At 71.4% G+C, this 17875-nt stretch carries 19 protein-coding genes and 1 riboswitch; of the genes, 6 read left to right on the top strand and 13 right to left on the bottom strand.

Annotated features, from left to right (window positions below; translation table 11 throughout):
- The first annotated feature begins 2 nt into the window (after nucleotides 1–2).
- Genes J2853_RS44695 through J2853_RS44685 form a run of 3 tightly spaced genes read left to right on the top strand, consistent with a single transcriptional unit; the run spans nucleotide 3 to nucleotide 1773 of the window.
- On the top strand, nucleotides 3–950 hold the full coding sequence (locus J2853_RS44695; protein WP_307567978.1) for a hypothetical protein: 948 nt from the start codon (nucleotides 3–5) through the stop codon (nucleotides 948–950).
- Nucleotides 951–1008: 58 nt separating this feature from the next.
- Nucleotides 1009–1389, top strand: a complete 381-nt coding sequence (locus J2853_RS44690; protein WP_307567976.1) for a roadblock/LC7 domain-containing protein — start codon at nucleotides 1009–1011, stop codon at nucleotides 1387–1389.
- 12 nt (nucleotides 1390–1401) lie between these two features.
- Nucleotides 1402–1773: a hypothetical protein gene (locus tag J2853_RS44685; RefSeq protein ID WP_307567974.1), complete on the top strand. Its 372-nt coding sequence runs from the start codon at nucleotides 1402–1404 to the stop codon at nucleotides 1771–1773.
- A 47-nt stretch (nucleotides 1774–1820) separates the two neighbouring features.
- Here the strand turns inward: J2853_RS44685 and J2853_RS44680 are convergent, their stop codons facing one another.
- The 7 genes from J2853_RS44680 to J2853_RS44655 all read right to left on the bottom strand — a co-directional run bounded on the left by J2853_RS44680 (nucleotide 1821) and on the right by J2853_RS44655 (nucleotide 9978).
- Entirely contained in the window at nucleotides 1821–2681 is an 861-nt protein-coding gene (locus J2853_RS44680; protein ID WP_307567972.1) for an alpha/beta fold hydrolase, read from the bottom strand.
- A gap of 120 nt (nucleotides 2682–2801) precedes the next feature.
- Entirely contained in the window at nucleotides 2802–3458 is a 657-nt protein-coding gene (locus tag J2853_RS44675; RefSeq protein ID WP_307567971.1) for a hypothetical protein, read from the bottom strand.
- A 223-nt stretch (nucleotides 3459–3681) separates the two neighbouring features.
- Nucleotides 3682–3829: riboswitch (cyclic di-AMP (ydaO/yuaA leader) on the bottom strand.
- A gap of 193 nt (nucleotides 3830–4022) precedes the next feature.
- Nucleotides 4023–4874 (bottom strand): DUF4253 domain-containing protein, encoded by an 852-nt coding sequence (locus tag J2853_RS44670; protein ID WP_307567970.1) that lies wholly within the window; start codon nucleotides 4872–4874, stop codon nucleotides 4023–4025.
- 227 nt (nucleotides 4875–5101) lie between these two features.
- The gene (fmdA, locus tag J2853_RS44665) at nucleotides 5102–6349 is read right to left on the bottom strand and encodes a formamidase (RefSeq protein ID WP_307567969.1); all 1248 of its coding nucleotides are present in this window, start codon (nucleotides 6347–6349) and stop codon (nucleotides 5102–5104) included.
- 98 nt (nucleotides 6350–6447) lie between these two features.
- Nucleotides 6448–7095 carry an AmiS/UreI family transporter gene (locus J2853_RS44660; RefSeq protein ID WP_307567967.1) on the bottom strand — a complete coding sequence of 216 codons (648 nt, stop codon included), beginning with the start codon at nucleotides 7093–7095 and terminating at the stop codon, nucleotides 6448–6450.
- A 185-nt stretch (nucleotides 7096–7280) separates the two neighbouring features.
- A complete protein-coding gene (locus J2853_RS48080) occupies nucleotides 7281–7682 on the bottom strand; it encodes an FmdB family zinc ribbon protein (protein ID WP_370879501.1) in 402 nt (133 codons plus the stop codon).
- 61 nt (nucleotides 7683–7743) lie between these two features.
- A complete protein-coding gene (locus J2853_RS44655; protein ID WP_307567965.1) occupies nucleotides 7744–9978 on the bottom strand; it encodes a molybdopterin-dependent oxidoreductase in 2235 nt (744 codons plus the stop codon).
- Between the two features lie 86 nt (nucleotides 9979–10064).
- On the opposite strand from J2853_RS44655, the gene J2853_RS44650 reads away from it, so the two are divergent.
- Both J2853_RS44650 and J2853_RS44645 read left to right on the top strand, forming a co-directional pair.
- Nucleotides 10065–10568 carry a winged helix-turn-helix transcriptional regulator gene (locus J2853_RS44650; protein ID WP_307567963.1) on the top strand — a complete coding sequence of 168 codons (504 nt, stop codon included), beginning with the start codon at nucleotides 10065–10067 and terminating at the stop codon, nucleotides 10566–10568.
- A 5-nt stretch (nucleotides 10569–10573) separates the two neighbouring features.
- Nucleotides 10574–11377 (top strand): YqjF family protein, encoded by an 804-nt coding sequence (locus J2853_RS44645; protein WP_307567961.1) that lies wholly within the window; start codon nucleotides 10574–10576, stop codon nucleotides 11375–11377.
- Between the two features lie 132 nt (nucleotides 11378–11509).
- Here the strand turns inward: J2853_RS44645 and J2853_RS44640 are convergent, their stop codons facing one another.
- The gene (locus J2853_RS44640) at nucleotides 11510–12490 is read right to left on the bottom strand and encodes a helix-turn-helix transcriptional regulator (protein ID WP_307567960.1); all 981 of its coding nucleotides are present in this window, start codon (nucleotides 12488–12490) and stop codon (nucleotides 11510–11512) included.
- 97 nt (nucleotides 12491–12587) lie between these two features.
- Between J2853_RS44640 and J2853_RS44635 the strand changes: the two genes are divergently transcribed.
- Nucleotides 12588–13145 (top strand): DinB family protein, encoded by a 558-nt coding sequence (locus J2853_RS44635; RefSeq protein WP_307567958.1) that lies wholly within the window; start codon nucleotides 12588–12590, stop codon nucleotides 13143–13145.
- Nucleotides 13146–13277: 132 nt separating this feature from the next.
- Here the strand turns inward: J2853_RS44635 and J2853_RS44630 are convergent, their stop codons facing one another.
- The 5 genes from J2853_RS44630 to J2853_RS44610 all read right to left on the bottom strand — a co-directional run bounded on the left by J2853_RS44630 (nucleotide 13278) and on the right by J2853_RS44610 (nucleotide 17873).
- Nucleotides 13278–13883: an energy-coupling factor transporter transmembrane component T family protein gene (locus tag J2853_RS44630; protein WP_307567956.1), complete on the bottom strand. Its 606-nt coding sequence runs from the start codon at nucleotides 13881–13883 to the stop codon at nucleotides 13278–13280.
- Nucleotides 13884–14003: 120 nt separating this feature from the next.
- Complete coding sequence (locus J2853_RS44625; protein WP_307567955.1) at nucleotides 14004–14678, bottom strand: energy-coupling factor ABC transporter ATP-binding protein; 675 nt, start codon at nucleotides 14676–14678, stop codon at nucleotides 14004–14006.
- 54 nt (nucleotides 14679–14732) lie between these two features.
- Nucleotides 14733–15887, bottom strand: coding sequence for a thiolase family protein (locus J2853_RS44620; RefSeq protein WP_307567954.1), 1155 nt, complete (start codon nucleotides 15885–15887; stop codon nucleotides 14733–14735).
- Entirely contained in the window at nucleotides 15887–17257 is a 1371-nt protein-coding gene (locus J2853_RS44615) for a class I adenylate-forming enzyme family protein (protein WP_307567953.1), read from the bottom strand. The genes J2853_RS44620 and J2853_RS44615 overlap by 1 nt, the downstream gene beginning before the upstream one ends.
- 7 nt (nucleotides 17258–17264) lie before the next feature.
- Nucleotides 17265–17873: a biotin transporter BioY gene (locus J2853_RS44610; RefSeq protein WP_307567952.1), complete on the bottom strand. Its 609-nt coding sequence runs from the start codon at nucleotides 17871–17873 to the stop codon at nucleotides 17265–17267.
- Nucleotides 17874–17875 lie beyond the last annotated feature (2 nt).

Genomic DNA, 17875 nt, shown 5'->3' with positions numbered 1-17875 from the left:
CCATGCAGAGCGTCGAGAACATACTCCGAGGCCTGGCCGACGATCGGGCCACCGGCTCACTGCGTCTGGGTAAATCCGGAACGTTCTACCTCACCGACGGCCGCGTCACCTACGCCGAGAGCACGGCCGCTCCCCGGGTGGAGGACCTTCTCACCGCCGGCCGCAGGATCTCCGCCCACGCCGTACGGCAGGCCAGGCAGGCCGCCACCGAAGACCGGTGGGGCGGGGAGCAACTGGTCGACAAGGGGGTGCTCACCAGGGGTGAGCTTGAGTTCTGCGTGCTGAACGCGGTGCTCGACGCCGCCTACTTCCTGCGCGACGCCACCGGGCACCGGCCGCGCTTCCGGCAGGGAGAGCGGCACTGGCTCGGGCCGCAGTGGTACTTCGAGGTGACGGGACTGCTCAGGGAGTGCGAACGAAGGAGGGCTCGGTTGGACGAGACCTGGCCGTCCGCGGAGCTGGACTCGCTCCCGGTCGTCCCGCTGGGACGCATCACCGCTCAGCGGGTGGTGCTCACCCCCTTGCAATGGGAGGTGCTGGTCGGGGCCGACTCGGCGACGCCTCCCGCCGAACTGGCGCACAGGCTGGGCCGCCCCGCCTATTCGGTGCTGCTGGCCGTACGGCAGCTCGCCTCGTCCGGGCTGCTCCGCGTGCCGGAGCCCAAGCCCGGAGTCGTCCCCGCCGCCCCGGCGGGGCCGGTCGGGCCGGCCGTCCCCGCCGCCTCCGGTCCGGGCGCCGCACCGGATCCGCCCGATCCCCCCACCACCACGCCGCAACCACCCGACACGACCGGCCTGCTGCCCCGTCGGACACGCGGCGGCACGCAGATCCCGGGAGCCGGCGCGGCGGCCTCTTCCGAATCGTCCGACTGGCTCCCCGCCGCGACGGGGGACCCGACCGACCTGAACCTGCTCATCCGGCTGAGGAACGCACTGGAGGCACTGACGTGAGCTGGCTCCGATGCCGCTGAGGCCGCGGAGGCTGAAGTCGATGGGAAGGAGGATTCCGGTGGAACTCCGTGACCTGGTGCGTCATGAGATGGTGCTGCTCCGCGTGCGCATGCCCGACGTGGACGGGTGCGTCGCGTGCAGCGTCGACGGTCTGACGATCGCCGACGACCTGAACGGCGGCGCCGAGCAGATCGGCGCGCTCTCCTCCGCGTTACTGGCCCTCAGCCGCCGGATGACGAGCATGGTCGACAAGGGCACCTTCGAGGAGACGCTGATCTCCGGCACCAACGGCTACGCGGTCTTCTACGCCGCCGGCCCCAAGATCGTCCTTACAGTCCTCGCACGCCCCGGGACCAACCTCGGGCTGCTCCGGCTGGAGGGCCGCAAGACGGCGGCGAACCTGGCCGCCATCACATCTCAGATGTCGTTAACTCAGTGATCGGAGCCTGAAATGGGCAACATGGACATCTCTCTCAAGGAGATGATGGCGATCGACGGTGCCATCGGCGCGGTGGTCGTGGACTACAACAGCGGGATGGCGCTGGGTGCGCTCGGCGGTTCCAAGGACCTTGACCTTCAGGTCGCGGCGGCGGGTAACACCGAGGTCGTCAAGGCCAAGATGCGGACCATGGAGTCGCTGGGCCTCAAGGAGGGCATCGAGGACATCCTCATCACGCTCAGCGGCCAGTATCACGTGATCCGCCCGCTCGCCGGCAGGAGCGGCAAGGGGCTCTTCCTCTATCTCGCGCTCGACCGCAGCCGGGCCAACCTCGCGCTCGCGCGGCACTCTCTCCGCGGCATCGAGGAAAAGCTCGAGATCTGATCCTCCGGTACGGCTTACGCCCCGGGAGGCGTAAGCCGTACCGGAGCTCAACCCTCGGCGGCCGCGGTGAGCTCGCCGATCGCGCCGACGAACTCGGGCCAGAGCGGGCGGGGCAGGTCGTGTCCCATGCCGGGGAAGGTGATCAGTTTGGCCCCGGGGATCGCCTCGGCCGTGGCGATCCCGCCGGAGAGCGGCACGAGCTGGTCGTCCTCGCCGTGCAGTACGAGGGCGGGCACCGTGAGCTCCTTGAGCATCGGCGCGCGGTCGGCGGAGGCCATGATCGCGGCGAGCTGCCTGGTCGATCCCGCCGGGTCGAAGCACCGGTCGTAGCTCAGCCCGGCGAGCCGGGTGATCCGCTCATGGTTGATCGGATATCCCGGAGAGCCGATGACCTTCCAGGTGGCCAGTGCCCGCTGGATCGCGCCCTCGCGGTCGGAGGCGGGAGGCGCCATGAGCGCCGCCATCGCCGCCTCGGTGGGCCGGGCGGCCCCCGGGCTCGGGGTGGACATGATCGAGGTGAGGCTGCGCACCCGGTGCGGGTGGCGGACCGCCAGCAACTGAGCGATCATGCCGCCCATCGAGGCGCCGACCACGTGGGCGGACTCCCAGCCGAGCGCGTCCAGCAGCCCCGCGGTGTCGTCGGCCATGTCGTCCAGCAGGTAGGGCACCTGCCCGTTCCCGCCGAAGGCGGGGATCCCGTGGTCGTGGAAGTGTGTGCTCTCCCCGACGTCGCGGTTGTCGAACCGTACGACGTGGTGTCCCGCGTCGGCGAGCGACTCGCAGAGCTCCTCGTCCCAGTGGATCATCTGGGAGCCGAGTCCCATGACCAGGAGGAGCGGGCGGCCCCCTGAGGAGCCGAAGGTGTCGTAGGCGATCTCGATGCCGTTCGCCGAGGCGCGCTGAGTCATGGCACTCCTACCTGCTGGTCCCGCGGACGTCGTGCTGATTCCGCAAAACAGAATGTCATTCTGTAGGGACGGGGACAAGAGTTTCGCGGGGGACCGGCGCCCTCCCGGGACGTGCTCAGACTAGCCCTCGACGGGCTCGGCCTTCGGAGGCGCGACGGGGTTGAGGTCCTTGCGGCCCCACGCGCCGGTGGAGAACGCCACGGGGTAGCCCTTCTTGCCCACGCCCTCACCCCACTTGGTGACCACGTACTGGACGTCGATGTGGCCCAGGCCGCCGTTGTTCTCCACTGCGAGTGTGCTGGAGTTGAACGTGCCGCCGGTCAGCTCGGCGAAGGTCTTGGCGTCGATGTCGATCATGATTCCGCTGCTGGAGGGAGCACCGGGACCGCGGTCGCCGACGAAGAAGGGGGCCTTCTTGCCCTTGTAGAGGAGGTAACCCTCGGTGAACAGCGGCCAGCTCGGGCTGGCGATCATGCCCTTCTGCATCGGCTTGCCGCTCGCGGGCAGGCCGGTGTCCCCGGCGCGGCCGGAGGCGTCGTCCCAGAAGTAGGAGGCCGTGGTCGAACCCTTGAGAAGGGTGGCACCGGAACCGACCTCGGGGGCGAGGCCGTCCCGGGTGGAGAGCGCCGCGGCGGAGGATGCCGAGGCCGGGCTCGCATAGAGGGAGTTCGCGGAGGCCGGGAGCGCCGAGGCGACACTCGCGGAGGTCAGGATGCTCGCGCCGAGGAGGGTGACGGCGGCGAGACGGTTCTTATGCGGGCCGAGGGAGAAACGCATGGAAGAGAGCCTCTTTCGCGAGGGAATGGGGCAGCCGCGTACGAACAGAAGGGGGCACGGGCGGAGGCGCACTCACGGATAAAAGAAGGACGTAGCCGGATCGACCGGACGCTACGTGGAGCGCGTTCGGGAGGACACCGCGATCAGGCGCGGTGGAAGCTCTGGGTGATCGACCTGAACGGGAGACGGGCCGGAACGAACATGACGCGGTGATCCATAAGGGATCTCCTCTCCATCTCGTCTACCGGGTTAGCTGACGGATTCGGGCGGTGGAGTTGCCCTACCACCGCGTTCGCGGTGGATTCACCCCAAGTAGTGGGTCCCCGGCTCCCGGGGCTTTATCGACCCTCGGGATTCGACGCGGCCGGCCGCTCCTTCCGATGAAGGGCAGGTCGCCAACCGGTAAATGGACACTACCGACCTATATGGGACAAAGCAAAGCAAAAGCCACGAAAGCCCCAGAAGATCTACCTGCATTCGTCAAGGAACCCTTACCGGTCAGGCCGTGGCCGTCGCCGCCGTGGCGGCTTTCGCGCCGCCGGACCACCGGTGGCCCACACCCGATCAGTCCCACCAGAACGACCAGGCGTTCCTGCCCTTGATCTGCTCGGCGTAGTCGATGAGCGTCCCGGCGCCCTGGGTGATGCTGTCGGGGCAGAACGTCCAGTGCTCGGCGGCGACGTGCAGCGCGTGTTCCGAGGTCAGCGGGGGTGCGGCGACGCTCAGGTCCAGGGTGTTGAATCCCATGCCGACCACCCGGGCCCCGAACCTGTCCTCCCAGCTCCGCACCACGGCGGCGAGCGGGACCATCCACTCGTTGTGGTTCAGGGCGCCCTGCCACCCCATGACGGCCAGCGCGTCGGCCCCCCGGTCGGCCGCGATCAGCCCGAGAGGGGTCCTGCGTTCGGCCACGAGCCCGGCGTACCAGTCGGCGACCACGCCGGGATCGGCGGCGAGCGTGCCCGACGGGGCTGGACCGGGGCATTCGGGGCCGAACGGGTCCAGCAGCTCCAACTGGTCGATGTGCGCCCTCGCGATCCAGTCAGCCCACACCTCGGCCATGAACGCCGCCGTGTGGTAGTGATCGATCTCGACCACCGTGTCCGGGGCGACCTGTCCGGCCGACCACGGCTGCATGGAGTCCTCCAGCAGCACCGGCCACAGGCCCGAGTGCTCGTGCTGGGCCCTCAACTCGGCCCACAGCTCGCCGGAGACCGCCTCGTCACTGAGCCAGAACGCCGGACGGCGGCGGATGGCCAGCTGTGCGTAACCGGGATCGGGCCAGACCACGTCCCCCGACGGCAACTCCACCGAGAGCGTCCGCCCGTCACCTCCGCCGGCGAACAGCTGACCCAGCACCGGCGGAAGTTGCCCACGCTCGCATTCGTCCATCTCTACCGATCCGATCCTGACCACGGACCAATTTTGGCCTGTCAAGCGCCCCAAGGGACAGTTCTGCCCTGGGCCAGGCAAAAATTATCGGTATACCACCGGACGGGACGAGGCGCGGTCACCGGAAGGCGACGTCCGTCACCTCCGCTCTCCGAGGCGGCCGCCACCCCCGGCGGACCCCTCGGACGCGCGGATGCCGGGGAGCGGCGGACGCCGCTCCCCGCCGACCGCGTCTCGCTGTGCCACGCCGGTCAGGATGACACGGCGCACTGCCCGCGATCCTTCCTGACGGGTCCGTCCATGTTCGGACGCACGTCGAAGTCGAATATCTCCGTCGGCAGGTAAAGCGAGCAGCAGGCGTTGGGGATGTCGACGATCCCGCTGATCCGGCCCTCGATGGGCGCCGAGCCGAGGAGCAGGTAGGCCTGCTCGCCCGTGTAACCCCACCTCTTGAGGTATTCGACGGCGTTGAGGCAGGCGCGGCGGTAGGCCACCGTCGCGTCGAGGTAGTAGTTCGTGTCCGTGTCGTGGTCGACCGAGACGCCGATGAACGACATGAACTCCGAGTAGCGCGGCTCGACGTTACCGGGCATGAAGATCGGGTTGGTGGTGACGCCGTACTTCTCCATGCCGCCCTTGATGAGGTCCACATGGAAGTCGATGAAGCCGCCCATCTCGATCGCGCCGCAGAAGGTGATCTCGCCGTCGCCCTGGCTGAAGTGCAGGTCCGCTCCCGAAAGCTTGGCGTCCTTCACGTAGACGGGGTAGAAGACGCGTGCCCCGCGCGTGAAGTTCTTGATGTCGTGGTTGCCGCCGTTCTCCCGGGCGGGCACCGTACGGGCTCCCTCGCGGGCGATCCGGTTCGCCATCTCGCCGGTCGCCGTTCCGACGAGGGCGTTGTCCGCCAGCGGCGGCAGGCCCAGCGCCGGGACTCTGCCGGGGTCGGTGTCGATGAGGGCCTGTTCCCTCCTGTTCCAGCTCGCGAGCATTTCCGGCGACGGCGCGGTGCCGAACAACCCGGGGTGGCTGATACCGGTGAACCGGACACCGGGCAGGTGACGGGAGGTGGCCTGCCCGCCGTGGAAGTCCCAGATCGCCTTGTAGGCGTCCGGGAAGTAGTCGGTCAGGAAGCCGCCGCCGTTGGCCTTGGCGAACACGCCGGTGTAACCCCAGCCCTGTCCCGACACCTTGCCGACCTGCTGGGGAACCGGCCCCAGGTCGAGGATGTCGACCACCAGAAGGTCTCCCGGCTCCGCCCCCTCGACCCCGATGGGTCCGCTCAGCATGTGCGTCTGGGACAGGTCGACGTCCCGCACGTCGTTGGACGAGTCGTTGTTGCCTATCTGAGCGTCGGTCCAGTCCCGGCATTCGAGGCGGAACTCGTCTCCGGGCCGCACCATGGCGGCCGCGGGGATATCGGGGTGCCACCGGTTGTGACCGGGTACGGCCTGGTCACGCATCGACTTCGACTGATCCACGCTGAATATGACTTCGGGCATGACTGGTTCTCCTCCTGATCGGATGCACAGCGTTTCGGCGCCGGAAGGCCGCGTCACCTCCTCTCCCCGGATCCGGCTCTCCGCCGGGCGGACGGGTCTCAATGGGCGGCGATGGTCTCTCCGCCGGTGGAGCCGGCGCGGGCAGGGGTTCTGTGCCCTCTCCGGGTCAGCGGCCACAGCGCGCCGAACACCACGACCCCGAACACGATCATGATGATCGCGATGAGGTTCTGGTTCCAGCCTTGCCAGTAACCGGTGAGGAGGAGGAACGCCGGGATGGCCCCCGTGACCCAGCCCTGGATCGCGGTCACCCAGCCCGTGTAGGCGGTGAGGTGCTCCCGCTTCAACCCCAGCAGCAGGAAGAAGAGGAACCACAGGAACGCCCAGTAGAGCCAGATGACGGCGAAAGGCCTGTTGTCGAGGACCTGGTAGTTCGCGAACGCGTAGGCGAGCGCCATGACGGCCACGAACAGCGAGAAGTACCCGACGCCCGTGGTGTCGACTCCCGTGATCAGGCCGATCCCCACGTACAGGTAGGTGAAGCCGAAGAGGAAGAGGCCCGACGCGTTGAGGATCGCGTTCGTGTCGCCGTTGGCGGTGATGATCAGCACGGTGGGTGTGATCACCTGCAGTGCCCCGACGAAGAGGTTGAGAAGGCACGCTCCCCGGGGGTCGACCTTTCCCAGGAGCATCAGCCCGTTGATGAAGAGCACCGCACCGACGTAGAGCAGTCCAACGTTTCCCATCCGCGAGACCCCCTAGCGTCTGTGATGGGCGGCTCAGATGGACAACGCGATCCCCGTACGCCGTGCGGTGACATGATCATGCCAACCGTCGCCGCACCGTACGCCGGGTCGTCGGCCAGACGGTGGACGCGGCGGATCCGGACGTACGCGGACGTGTTGTTCAGTTGACCCGATGTCGCTGTCGATCACGGTCGTGGCAGGCGCGCCAGTGCCGGGTGCGGTGGCTGCGGGTGCCGCCGGCCGGGCGTGCGGGAAACGACCGCGGGCGCGTCCCGGCTCTGCTCGTCGCGATCGAGCGCGGCGGACAACGCCGGGTGCACACGGGAAAGACCCGGTGGGGAGAAGACGCGGCGGGCACCGCGCTCGCATGTGGAGCAGTCACGAGACAGTGGCGCGGTTCCCATCGGAAGGCGCACGTCGAACGGCCCGCAGGCCGGACACAGGTACTCGTAGATCGCCACAGGCACCTCCACCCCGTTCACCTGGGGAAACAGGGGCTTTTCCGCCCTGGCTCCCCAGCGGTCGGCACTGCGGATCCACGACGGGCGTTCAGAGCACCCTTGATCCACGATGTGTCGAGCCCACATTTCCGGAGTACCGGACCCTCTACCGTTATGTCAAGTCCCAGGCGGCGCCCGCCCGAGATCGTCAGACCGCCTCCACCCGGGCGGGGACGTGCTTGTGCCAGGGGGTGCCCGCGAACCGGTCGCGGTCGCCCGAGGAGGTGAGCTCGTTGGGCGGCGCCCCGGTCAGGGCGGAGACGCCGTCCCTCGCGGGGTAACCGAGCCCGAGGCCGTTGGGCAGGGAGACGTGACCGGGACGAAGGCCGGGGAACAGCTCGACCTCCACCTCGACGCTGCCCCGGCGGGTGGTCACCCGGGCGAGCGAGCCGTTCTCCAGCCCCAGCCCGACGGCGTCCGCGGGATTGATGCGCAGGGCCCCCGAGGCGTCTCGGCGACGCCAGGCGGGGTCGCGGTAGAGGGTGTTGGCGGTGAAGGCGCGCCGCTCCCCCGCGGAGAGCACGAACGGGAAGTCCGGGTGGCGAGGCGGACCTGCCGGGGACAGGCCGCCCAGTTCGGCGAGCAGATCGGGCAGGGCGAGGTGAATCCGCCCGTCGGGGGTGCCGATCCGCGAAAGGCCGTCGTCCGGCTCGTCCACCGTGAAGTGCGTCCCCGACGGGCTGGAGAGGATCGCCTCGAAGAGGGCATCACCAAGATCGTCCCCGGTGATTCCGGCGCGGCGGACCGCGTCCGGGTGGCGCAGCGCCACCTGGTGGGCCTGCGCCCACAGGGAGGCCGCGGCGGGGGCGGGCAGCGTCGGGCCGAGGGTGCGGTAGAGCGCGACCGCGGACACCGCCGCCAGCGCGGGATCGGCCGCCATCGCGGCCGGGAACGCGCCGGCGAAGGCCTTACGTCCCTCGGCCGCCGCCCGGTGCAGAGCGGTCAGGTCGGGCAGGGCGCCGAGCGCCTCGCACAGCCGGGCGTGGATCTCCGGCTCGGGCAGCAGGTCCGAGCCGGGCGGCGGGTCCAGGATCGGGCGGCGGAGGTGGAAGTAGTTGGCGGGCGCCTCCAGGTTGAAGAACGTCGCCTCCCACTTCTCGAACTGGCTCGGCGCGGGAAGCACGTAGTCGGCGAGCCTCGCCGTCTCGGTCATGGCGACGTCGATCACGACCAGCACGTCGAGCGCCTGGAGGGCCTCGCGCATGCGGGGCGAGTCGGCGAGGGAGTGGGCCGGGTTGGACGACTCGACCAGCATCGCGCGGTAGCGGGCCGGATGGTCGGCGAGGATCTCCTCGGCGACCACGTTGGAGGGGACCAGACCCGAGATGATCCTGGCTCCGGCCACCGGGCTGAACCGCTCCTTCTGCGGCCGCAGGTAGGACGTCTGGACCAGCGGCATGAACAGGATCGGCGGGTTGTTGGCGCCCGGCCGCCCGAAGTTGCCGGTGAGCAGGACGATCAGATTGTCGAGGTAGCTGTTGAGCGTGGAGTGCAGGGTCATCTGGGTCCCGAGGTCCTCCACGACGGCCACGCTCGAGGCCGAGGAGATGCGGCGGGCGGCCTGCCGCACAAGGTCTTCCGGCACGTCGGCGATCTCGGCGTAGGCCGCCACCGGCACCTCGGTCAGGGTGGCCACGACCTCGTCCAGGCCGTCCGCGCGGGCGGCCAGCCAGTCGTGGGCGATCAGGTCCTCCTGGACCAGCACCGCGGCCAGCGCCGCCAGCAGCCACGCGTCGGTGCCCGGCCTGAGCCTCAGGTGGATGTCCGCCAGCTCGGCGGTCTCGGTGACCCGCGGGTCAATAACGATCATGGACCGGGCGGGGTCGCGGGCTATCTCGCGCAGCGTGGGCCTGGCCCTGGGGATGCCGTGCGACTGCCAGGGGTTCTTGCCGACGAACAGCGCGAGCTCGCAGTGCTCGAAGTCACCGGTGGCGAAATTGCCGATCATCCGGTCCGACACCCAGAACTGCCCGGTCTTCTCCTGGGCCAGCGCGTTGGACCGGTATCGCGCGCCCAGGGCCCGCATCACCGAACCGGCGTAGGAGGCGCCCAGGTGGTTGCCCTGGCCGCCGCCCCCGTAGTAGAAGATCGTCTCTCCGCCGTGGGCGTCCCGCACGGCCGCCAGCCTCCCGGCGACCTCCGTGATCGCGGTGTCCCAGTCGATGCGCTCGAACGTGCCGTCGGGCCGCCGCCGCAGCGGGTGGGTGAGCCGGTCCGCGCCGTTCTGGTAGTGGTCGAGGCGGAGCGGCTTCTCGCAGGTGTATCCCCGCGAGGAGGGGTGTGCCTTGTCGCCGCGGATCCGCTTGAGGCGGCGCTCGTCCAGCTCTATCTCGATGCCACAGTTGCTCGCGCACAGTACGCATGCGGTCGGCTGCCACGTCATGGACCGTCTCCGTTCATTAGCGCAACTGACCCCAATATATAAGTTCACTAGTGCAACGGACAAGAAGCGGCGGATAGAATGGGATCATGAAGCGCACGCCGTTCGCCGAGTGGCCCTGCTCCATCGCCCGATCCGTCGACCTGCTGGGCGACTGGTGGACGCCGCTCGTGCTCCGCGAGGCCTTCTACGGCACCCGGCGCTTCGACGACATCCAGCGCAACCTGCGCATCGGCCGCAACATCCTCACCCAGCGGCTCAAGCGGCTGGTCGAGGAGGGAATGCTCGAACGCGTTCCGTACCAGGAGCGGCCCAAGCGGTACGAATACGTGCTCACCGAGAAGGGTCGTGACTTCTTCCCGGTCCTGGCCGCCATGATGCGCTGGGGCGACAAGTGGCTCTCCCCCGACGGCCCGCCGATCAACCTGCTGCACCACGGCCACGACACCCATGCCGAGGTCGTCTGCGCCGAGTGCCGGGAGCCCCTCGAACTCCGCGCCGTGTCCGCCACGCTCGGCCCCGGTTTCCCCGAGCACCTGCGCGCCCGCCCCGACGTCTCCGGCCGCTTCCCGGACGACGCGACCGTGGACTGAGTCCGGTGACGGACAGGCGCGAGGTGTTCTGCGATGCTGACATCGTGTCGCTCACGCCCGCCGTCCCGGAGCCCGTCACAGCCGACCCGCCCCGCTCCACCCCGAGCCCTCTGCTCACCCAGTCGTGGCTCGACATGGCCTTCCTCCACTGGGCCGCCGACCCCGCGGACGTGGCGCCCCTGCTGCCGCCGGGAGTCGTCCCCGACACCCTCGGCGGGGTCACCTACGTCGGCCTCGTCGCCTTCCGGATGCACCGCATCGGCTGGTTACGGCTCCCCGGCATCCCCTACCTGGGCACCTTCCCCGAGACCAACGTCCGCCTCTATTCGGTGGACGCCCACGGGCGGCGCGGCGTGGTCTTCCGCTCGCTCGACGCCTCCCGGCTGATCCCGGTGATCGTCGCTCGAACCGCCTTCCGCCTGCCGTACGTGTGGTCCCGGATGGCCATCCGCCGGCGCGGCGACACCATCACCTACACCAGCACGCGGCGTCTGCCCGGACCGCGCGGCGCGCACAGCCGGATCACCGTACGGACCGGCGAGCGCATCGAGGATCCCACCGAGCTCGAACACTTCCTGACCGCCCGCTGGGGCATGCACAACGCCTTCTTCGGGCGGCCGATGTACCTGCCGAACACCCATCCGCGCTGGCCCCTGCACCGAGCCGACCTGGTCGAGTGCGACGAAGACCTGATAGCCGCGGCAGGACTGCCCGAGCCGGCCGGGCCGCCGGTGAGCGTGCTGTACTCACCGGGCGTCCCCGTACGTTTCGGGCGTCCCACCCGTCCGGGCGGCGTCCCGGCGCCCTAGCGTTCCGCGCCCGAGACCCGGTGCGAGCCTGGACTCACCGAGCCGCGTCCGACGCGAACGCCCCGGCCGGGAGAGGCGCCCCCCGCCTCCGCCGGTTTCGCGTCATCACCCGGTGCCGGCCCCTTCACCGAGTCACCCGCTGGCGGCCCCTTCGCCGAGCCGGGCACGGGTGAACCGGGCTCCCCAGTTGTGGACCCGGTCGAGCAGTTCGGGCGGGTCGAGGACGTGGAAATCGGCGTCGATCACGCCCAGTGCCATGGCCGGCCAGTCCAGGGAGTCGACGGTCATGCGCACCCGGCAGTGCCCGGCGTCGACCTCCTCGACCGCGCCCCACCTGCCGATCCGTTCGCGCACGACCGCGGCCGGGGCGTCGATGAGGACCTCCACCCGGTACGAGCGGGGCAGGTTGCCCAGCCCGGCGCGGACGAACTCGGCGGCGTCGGCGGCGGGCAGGTCGCGGGACCGGAACCGGGAGCCGTCGCCCTGCGGCGCGGTGAGCCGGTCGACCCGGAAACTGCGCCAGTCGTGCCGGGTCAGGTCGTAGGCGACCAGATACCAGCGGCGGCCGAGACAGACCAGGCGATGCGGTTCGACGTGCCGGTCGGTGCGCCGGCCGTCGGCGGCGGTGTAGGAGAAGCGGAGCTGTTCGCTGTCCCGGCAGGCCAGCGCGACCGCGGTGAGCGCGCCCGGGTCGATGCCCTCCCCTTCCGGGCCGTTCCAGCCGTCGGGCACGGTCATCGCGCGCAGCGCCTCGACCTGGCGCCGCAGCCGGGCCGGCATCACCTGCACCACCTTGGCCAGCACCCGCACCGAGGACTCGGCGATGCCCTCCACCGCGCCCTGCGCGGCGGCCTGCAGGCCCACGACCAGGGCGACCGCCTCCTCGTCGTCGACCACCAACGGCGGCAGTGCCGCGCCCGCGGCGAGCTGGTAGCCGCCGTCCACGCCGCGCTGCGCCTCGACCGGATAGCCCAGCTCGCGCAGCCGGTCGATGTCCCGGCGCAGGGTGCGGGGCGAGACTCCCAGCCGCTCGGCCAGTTCGCCGCCCTGCCAGTACCGGTGGGTCTGGAGCAGGGACAGCAGTCGCAGCGTCCGAGCACTGGTGTTCGCCATGTTCTTGATTATTCCTGCGATTGAGGTCAGAAAGTGACCCTTATTTCCGTCAGTGTGGTCCTGACCGGCGGAGCAAGAACAACGGAAGGCAGAAACCATGACCGTCAACGAACTGACCGGCCACGACACCGCTGACGCGCCCGTCGCCACCGGCGAACGCGCCGACCTGCTGGCGATGCTGGCCAAGCACCGGCACTTCCTGCGCTTCCCCACCCGTGACCTCACCGACGAGCAGGCCGGGCAGCGGAGCACCGTCAGCGAGCTGTGCCTGGGCGGACTGATCAAGCACATGACCGCGGGCGAGCGGTCCTGGACGGACTTCATCCTGAACGGCCCGTCGGCGATGGGCGACTTCGCCGACATGACCGAGGCCGACTGGGCCCGAAGGGACGACGAGTTCCGGCTGCTGCCCGGTGAGACGCTGGCCGGTGTGCTGGCCGACTACGCCGAGGTGGCCCGCCGGACCGACGAGCTGGTCGTCACCCTGCCCGACCTGGACGCCACCCAGCCGCTGCCGAAGGCCCCGTGGTTCGAGGCCGACACGCGATGGTCGGCCCGCCGGGTGCTGATGCACCTCATCACCGAGACCGCCCAGCACGCCGGCCACGCCGACATCATCCGCGAGGCCCTGGACGGCGCCAAGAGCATGGGCTGACCGGTGACGCGCCCGGGTTGCGTGCCGCCGCCTCCCAGAGGCCGGGACGTGCCGCCGCCTCCCAGCGGCCGGGGGGTGTCACCGCCTCCCACGCCGGCGCCGGACGTCCTCGGCCGCCCCGGCCCGCGCCGCTCAGTCGTCCAGGCCGCGGGCGCTGAGCGCCTCGCCCAGCGCGTCCGCGTGCCGCAACGCGCTGACCACCAGCGGTACGGCGAAGGCCCGCACGCTCCGCTCCACTCCTCTGGCGCGCTGGGCCTCCCGTACCCGGGTGGCCAGGGCGGCGATGACCGGCACGCTGCGGATGGTGAGGGAGAGCAGCAGGGACAGCCGGAACGGGTCGAGTCCCACCCACCGCGCGGGGGACAGGCAGCGCTCCAGGCAGGCCATCAGGTCCGAGGTCCGCGTCGTGAGGGTGACCAGTCCGGCCAGGGCGACGGCCAGGACGACACGGGCCGTGGAGGAGACGGCGGTCGGCAGGTCCACGACCAGCGCCTGCATGGTGAACAGGGCCGCGGCGAACCAGCGGATCGGGCGGAGCTGCGCCCAGGCCGCCGCCGCGCCCACCCCCGAAAGGGCGAACAGCAGGGCGGCCACGACCGCGGCGACCGCCATCGACACCGGAGCGCTCAGGAGGAGGAGCACCGTGCACGAGGCGGCCAGCCCCAGGAGCTTGGCTCCGGCCGGCAGGCGGTGCAGGAGGGAGTCCCCCGGCACGTAGGCGCCGGTGAGCCCGTTCACGACACGGCCTTCCGGCAGCGGTCGACGGCCGCCCCCGGCAAGGCACCGGTGAGCCCGTTCACGACACGGCCTTCCGGCAGCGGTCGACGGCCGCCCCCGGCAAGGCACCGGTGAGCCCGTTCACGCCATGGTCTTCCGGTAGTGGTCGACGGCCGCCCCCGGCGAGTCGTCGGCCGTGATCCGGCCGTCGTCCAGGACCAGCACGCGGTCGAAGTCCTCCAGCAGGGCGAGATCGTGGCTGACCACGATCACCTGCTGGGGCAGATCGCGCAGCGCTTCGGCGACCAGGCGGGAGTGGCGCAGGTCCAGCAGCGTCGTCGGCTCGTCCATGACGAGGATCTCGGGTTCGAGCACCAGGACCGAGCACAGCGCGAGCAGCTGTTTCTGCCCGCCCGACAGGTGATGGGCGGGATGGTCGGCGTGCCCGGCCAGGCCGTACCGCTCCAGCACGGCGGCGACCCTGCTCCGGACCTCCTCCTTCGGGAGTTTCCTGCGGCGCAAGGAGAAGGCGACGTCCTCGGCCACGGTCGGCATCACGATCTGCGCGTCGGGATCGGTGAACAGGAATCCGACGCGGCGCCTGATCCTGGCCCCGTGGCGGCGGGTGTCGTGACCGAGGACGGTGACGCTGCCCGAGGTCGGCAGGGCCAGGCCGTTGACCAGCCGGGCCAGGGTGCTCTTGCCCGAACCGTTGGCCCCGATCACACCGACCCGGTGCTCGGGCAGCGAGACGGTGATGCCGCGCAGCACCTCACGCTGTCCGAGCCGGACATGGACGTCGATCAGTTCGATCACTCACGCCACCCCGCACTGCCCGGACCGGACGTGGCCGTCAGCCAGTTCGATCACTCAGACCACCTCGAACAGGGCGGCGACCCCGAGGCCGCCGCCGACCGCCGCCGTCGCCAATCCCAGCGTCCCCGGGGACGCGCCCGACCGTACGAGCCTGGTGAACAGCCGCGTGACCACGACGGCTCCGGTGGCGCCCCACGGATGGCCGAGGGCCAGGGCGCCGCCGTCGGCGCAGACCCGGTCCCTGTCGGCGCCCAGCGGGTCGAGCCCGAGCGCGTCGGTCACCGCCAGCGTCTGGGCCGCGAACGCCTCCACGATCTCCACCGCCGCGATCCGTTCCATGCTCACGCCCGTACGGCCGAGCAGCCGCCGTACGGCCGGCACCGGACCCCAGCCGGGCAGCGCGGGGTCGCACCCGACGACGACGCCGGCCCGCAGCCGCAGCCCGGGCACCCCCGCCGCCGCGCGCAGCCGTTCCGACACGAGGACGACCGCCGCCGCGCCGTCGCTGATCGGGGAGGAGTTGCCGGCGGTCACCGAGCCTCCGTGGACGAACGCCGCGGGCAGCCGTGACAGCGACGCCTGCCGCAGGAGCCGCGGACGCTGGTCCTGTGCCCGGCCCTCGATCGGGACGATCTCCTCCTCGAACCGGCCCGCCTCCCGGGCGGCCACCGCCTTGGCGTGGCTCTCGCACGCGTAACGGTCCTGACGGTCCCGGTCCACCCCGCACGCGCCGGCGAGCGCCTCCGCCGCCGCGCCCATGTCCGGATCCGGATGGCCCTCGGGGGTGAAGGGCGCCCGCTCGTACGGCACCGCGGGCTCACCCGCCGGTCCCCGGTGGGCCCGGAGGGGTGCGGTGGAGGCGCTCTCGGCCCCACCGGCGATGACGAGCTCCATCTCCTCGCCGCGGATGGCCTGGCCGGCCATCAGGATCGCGGCCAGCCCGCTGCCGCACTGCCGGTCGACGGTGACGCCGGGAACGGCCTCACCCAGTCCCGCGCCCAGCGCCGAGACGCGCGCGAGGTTCCCGCCGGGCCCCATGCAGTTGCCGAGCACCACGTCCTCGATCGGCGCGCCCAGGAAGGCCACGTCGCGGGCGAGCGCGCCGAGGACGGGCGCCGCCAGCCGATCGGCCGTCACCGCCTTGAACGCGTGCGCGGCGGTGCCGATCGGTGTGCGGCGGGCCGCCACGATGACCGGTGCCTCGCCCATCAGTTCAGCCGCCGCAGGTCATGGTCGCCGCCGGCCAGGCGGGCGGCGACGAGCCCGCGAGCCGGCTTGCCCGCAGGGGTGCGGGGCAGGCTCTCCACGGCGTACCAGCGGCGTGGCCGCTGGGCCGCGTCCAGCCCGCCGCGCGCGACCGCCTCCAGGGTCGCCCTCGGCGGCGGCGCCCCCGCGCCCACCTCCAGGATCGCCGTCACCACCGCGCCCAGGTCCGGGTGCGGCGAGCCCACCACCACGATGTCGCCCACCCCCGGCACGCTCCTGAGCACCTCCTCGACGTCCTCGGGCACGACGGTGGCCCCGCCGGTCTGGATCGCGCCGTCGCCGCGGCCGCGCAGCCGCAGGGCCTCGCCGGGCCGGTACGGCTCCGCCACGTCGCCGACGCTCATCCAGCCGTCGCCGTCGACCCTCAGCGGGCCCACCGCGTCGGCCAGATACCCCTCGGACAGCCAGGGCGAGCGCACCCACACCTCCCCCAGGGACTCACCCGGCGGCGTCCTGACCTCGATCCGCACCCCGGGGAAGGGGCGCAGCCCCGAACCGTCGGTGTCCACGGCGACGAAGGACAGCTCGGTGGCGCCGTAGTAGGACATCACGCGCACACCGGCGTCCGCCGCGCGCTCGTGCAGTCCGGCAGGCAGGGCCGCTCCGCCGATCACGACCGTCCGCAGCGAGCTCTCGGCCCCCTCGCGCAGGGCGTCCAGCACCGCGGGCAGGTAGTGCGGCACGAGGTGGGCCACGGTCGCCCCGCGGAGCTGCGCGGCCAGCGTGCCGGGCGACCAGCGGCCCGGCACGAGGACCGTCGCCCCGGCGGCCAGCGCGTGCACGGCCGCGAAGCCGTACAGCGAGGAGGTCAGCGGCCCCGGCACCAGCACGACGTCGTCGGAACCGATCCCGGCGAGCTCGCTCACCCGCTGAAACGACGCCGTCCACGACGCGCGGGTGCGCACCACCGCTCGCGGACGGCCCGTGCTGCCGGAGCCGAAGCAGGCCCACGCGCGATCGCCGGGGAGGGGATCCGGCCACGTCTGCGGGCCGTCCGCGATGGGCGGCATCACGTCGACGCGCAGGTCCGCCGGGATCGCCTCCCGCACCCGCGCGTCCCAGGAGGGGTCGCACAACAGCGGCGTGGCCCCGGCCAGGTCCGCCGCCAGCACGACGGTGAGCAGATCCACCGGATCCGCCAGGCTGATCGCGACCAGCGTGCCACGGCCGGCCCCCCGCCCGGACAGACGCGCCGCCACGCCGCGGACCCTCCGCGCGAACCCGGCGTAGCTCAGCTCGCCTCCCGGACCGCGCACCGCGGGCCGGTCCGGGCGGATGGAGGCGTGTCGCAGTACTTGTGCGGCGACCGGCATGACCGGGTCAGCCCTTCCTGGCGGCGCTGAGCCGCTCGCGGTGGACGGCCGGGATCGCATCGGGGTAGGCCCGCTGGGTGCCCCTCACCACGATCGAGGCCAGTATCGCCTTGATCGCGTCGCCGGGCAGGAAGGCGACGCTGAGCAGGGCCGCCTGCCCCAGCGAGATCCCGGCGACGGCCGCCTGCACGGGAATGCCGACGAGGTAGATCATCCCGACTCCGCCGGCCAGGCAGGCCGTCAGCAGTCGCGCGATGCCCGGACTGCGGCCGCCGCGTTCGACGATCCAGCCGGTCAGGGCCGCGCCGGGGAGCCAGCCGAGCAGGAACCCCGCCGACGGCCCCACGAAGACGCCCAGTCCGCCACGGCCGCCGGCCAGCAGCGGCAGGCCCGCGGCCACCAGCACGAGCAGTACGACGATGGCCAGGGCCGCCCGCCACGTGCCCAGGATCGCGCCGGCGAGCATGACCCCGAACGTCTGCAACGTGATCGGCACCGCGTTGCCGAAGACGTTCAGAGCGCCCGGAAGGCCGAGCACGGCGATCAACGCCGCGAAGACGCTGACCCGGGCGAGGTCCCCGGTGGGGAATCCGCTTCCCCGTCGGAACTTCGGCATCC

The organism is Streptosporangium lutulentum (assembly GCF_030811455.1).
Classification (GTDB): Bacteria; Actinomycetota; Actinomycetes; order Streptosporangiales; family Streptosporangiaceae; genus Streptosporangium; species Streptosporangium lutulentum.
This window is presented reverse-complemented; position numbering and strand designations above follow the sequence as displayed.

Excerpts from the sequence above, each read along its gene's own strand:
- J2853_RS44695 (WP_307567978.1), top strand. The coding sequence starts at position 3 with ATGCAGAGCGTCGAGAACATACTCCGAGGCCTGGCCGACGATCGGGCC.
- J2853_RS44685 (WP_307567974.1), top strand. The coding sequence starts at position 1,402 with ATGGGCAACATGGACATCTCTCTCAAGGAGATGATGGCGATCGACGGT.
- J2853_RS44680 (WP_307567972.1), bottom strand. The coding sequence starts at position 2,681 with ATGACTCAGCGCGCCTCGGCGAACGGCATCGAGATCGCCTACGACACC.
- J2853_RS44675 (WP_307567971.1), bottom strand. The coding sequence starts at position 3,458 with ATGCGTTTCTCCCTCGGCCCGCATAAGAACCGTCTCGCCGCCGTCACC.
- fmdA (WP_307567969.1), bottom strand. The coding sequence starts at position 6,349 with ATGCCCGAAGTCATATTCAGCGTGGATCAGTCGAAGTCGATGCGTGAC.
- J2853_RS44660 (WP_307567967.1), bottom strand. The coding sequence starts at position 7,095 with ATGGGAAACGTTGGACTGCTCTACGTCGGTGCGGTGCTCTTCATCAAC.
- J2853_RS48080 (WP_370879501.1), bottom strand. The coding sequence starts at position 7,682 with ATGTGGGCTCGACACATCGTGGATCAAGGGTGCTCTGAACGCCCGTCG.
- J2853_RS44655 (WP_307567965.1), bottom strand. The coding sequence starts at position 9,978 with ATGACGTGGCAGCCGACCGCATGCGTACTGTGCGCGAGCAACTGTGGC.
- J2853_RS44650 (WP_307567963.1), top strand. The coding sequence starts at position 10,065 with ATGAAGCGCACGCCGTTCGCCGAGTGGCCCTGCTCCATCGCCCGATCC.
- J2853_RS44640 (WP_307567960.1), bottom strand. The coding sequence starts at position 12,490 with ATGGCGAACACCAGTGCTCGGACGCTGCGACTGCTGTCCCTGCTCCAG.
- J2853_RS44635 (WP_307567958.1), top strand. The coding sequence starts at position 12,588 with ATGACCGTCAACGAACTGACCGGCCACGACACCGCTGACGCGCCCGTC.
- J2853_RS44620 (WP_307567954.1), bottom strand. The coding sequence starts at position 15,887 with ATGGGCGAGGCACCGGTCATCGTGGCGGCCCGCCGCACACCGATCGGC.
- J2853_RS44615 (WP_307567953.1), bottom strand. The coding sequence starts at position 17,257 with ATGCCGGTCGCCGCACAAGTACTGCGACACGCCTCCATCCGCCCGGAC.
- J2853_RS44610 (WP_307567952.1), bottom strand. The coding sequence starts at position 17,873 with ATGCCGAAGTTCCGACGGGGAAGCGGATTCCCCACCGGGGACCTCGCC.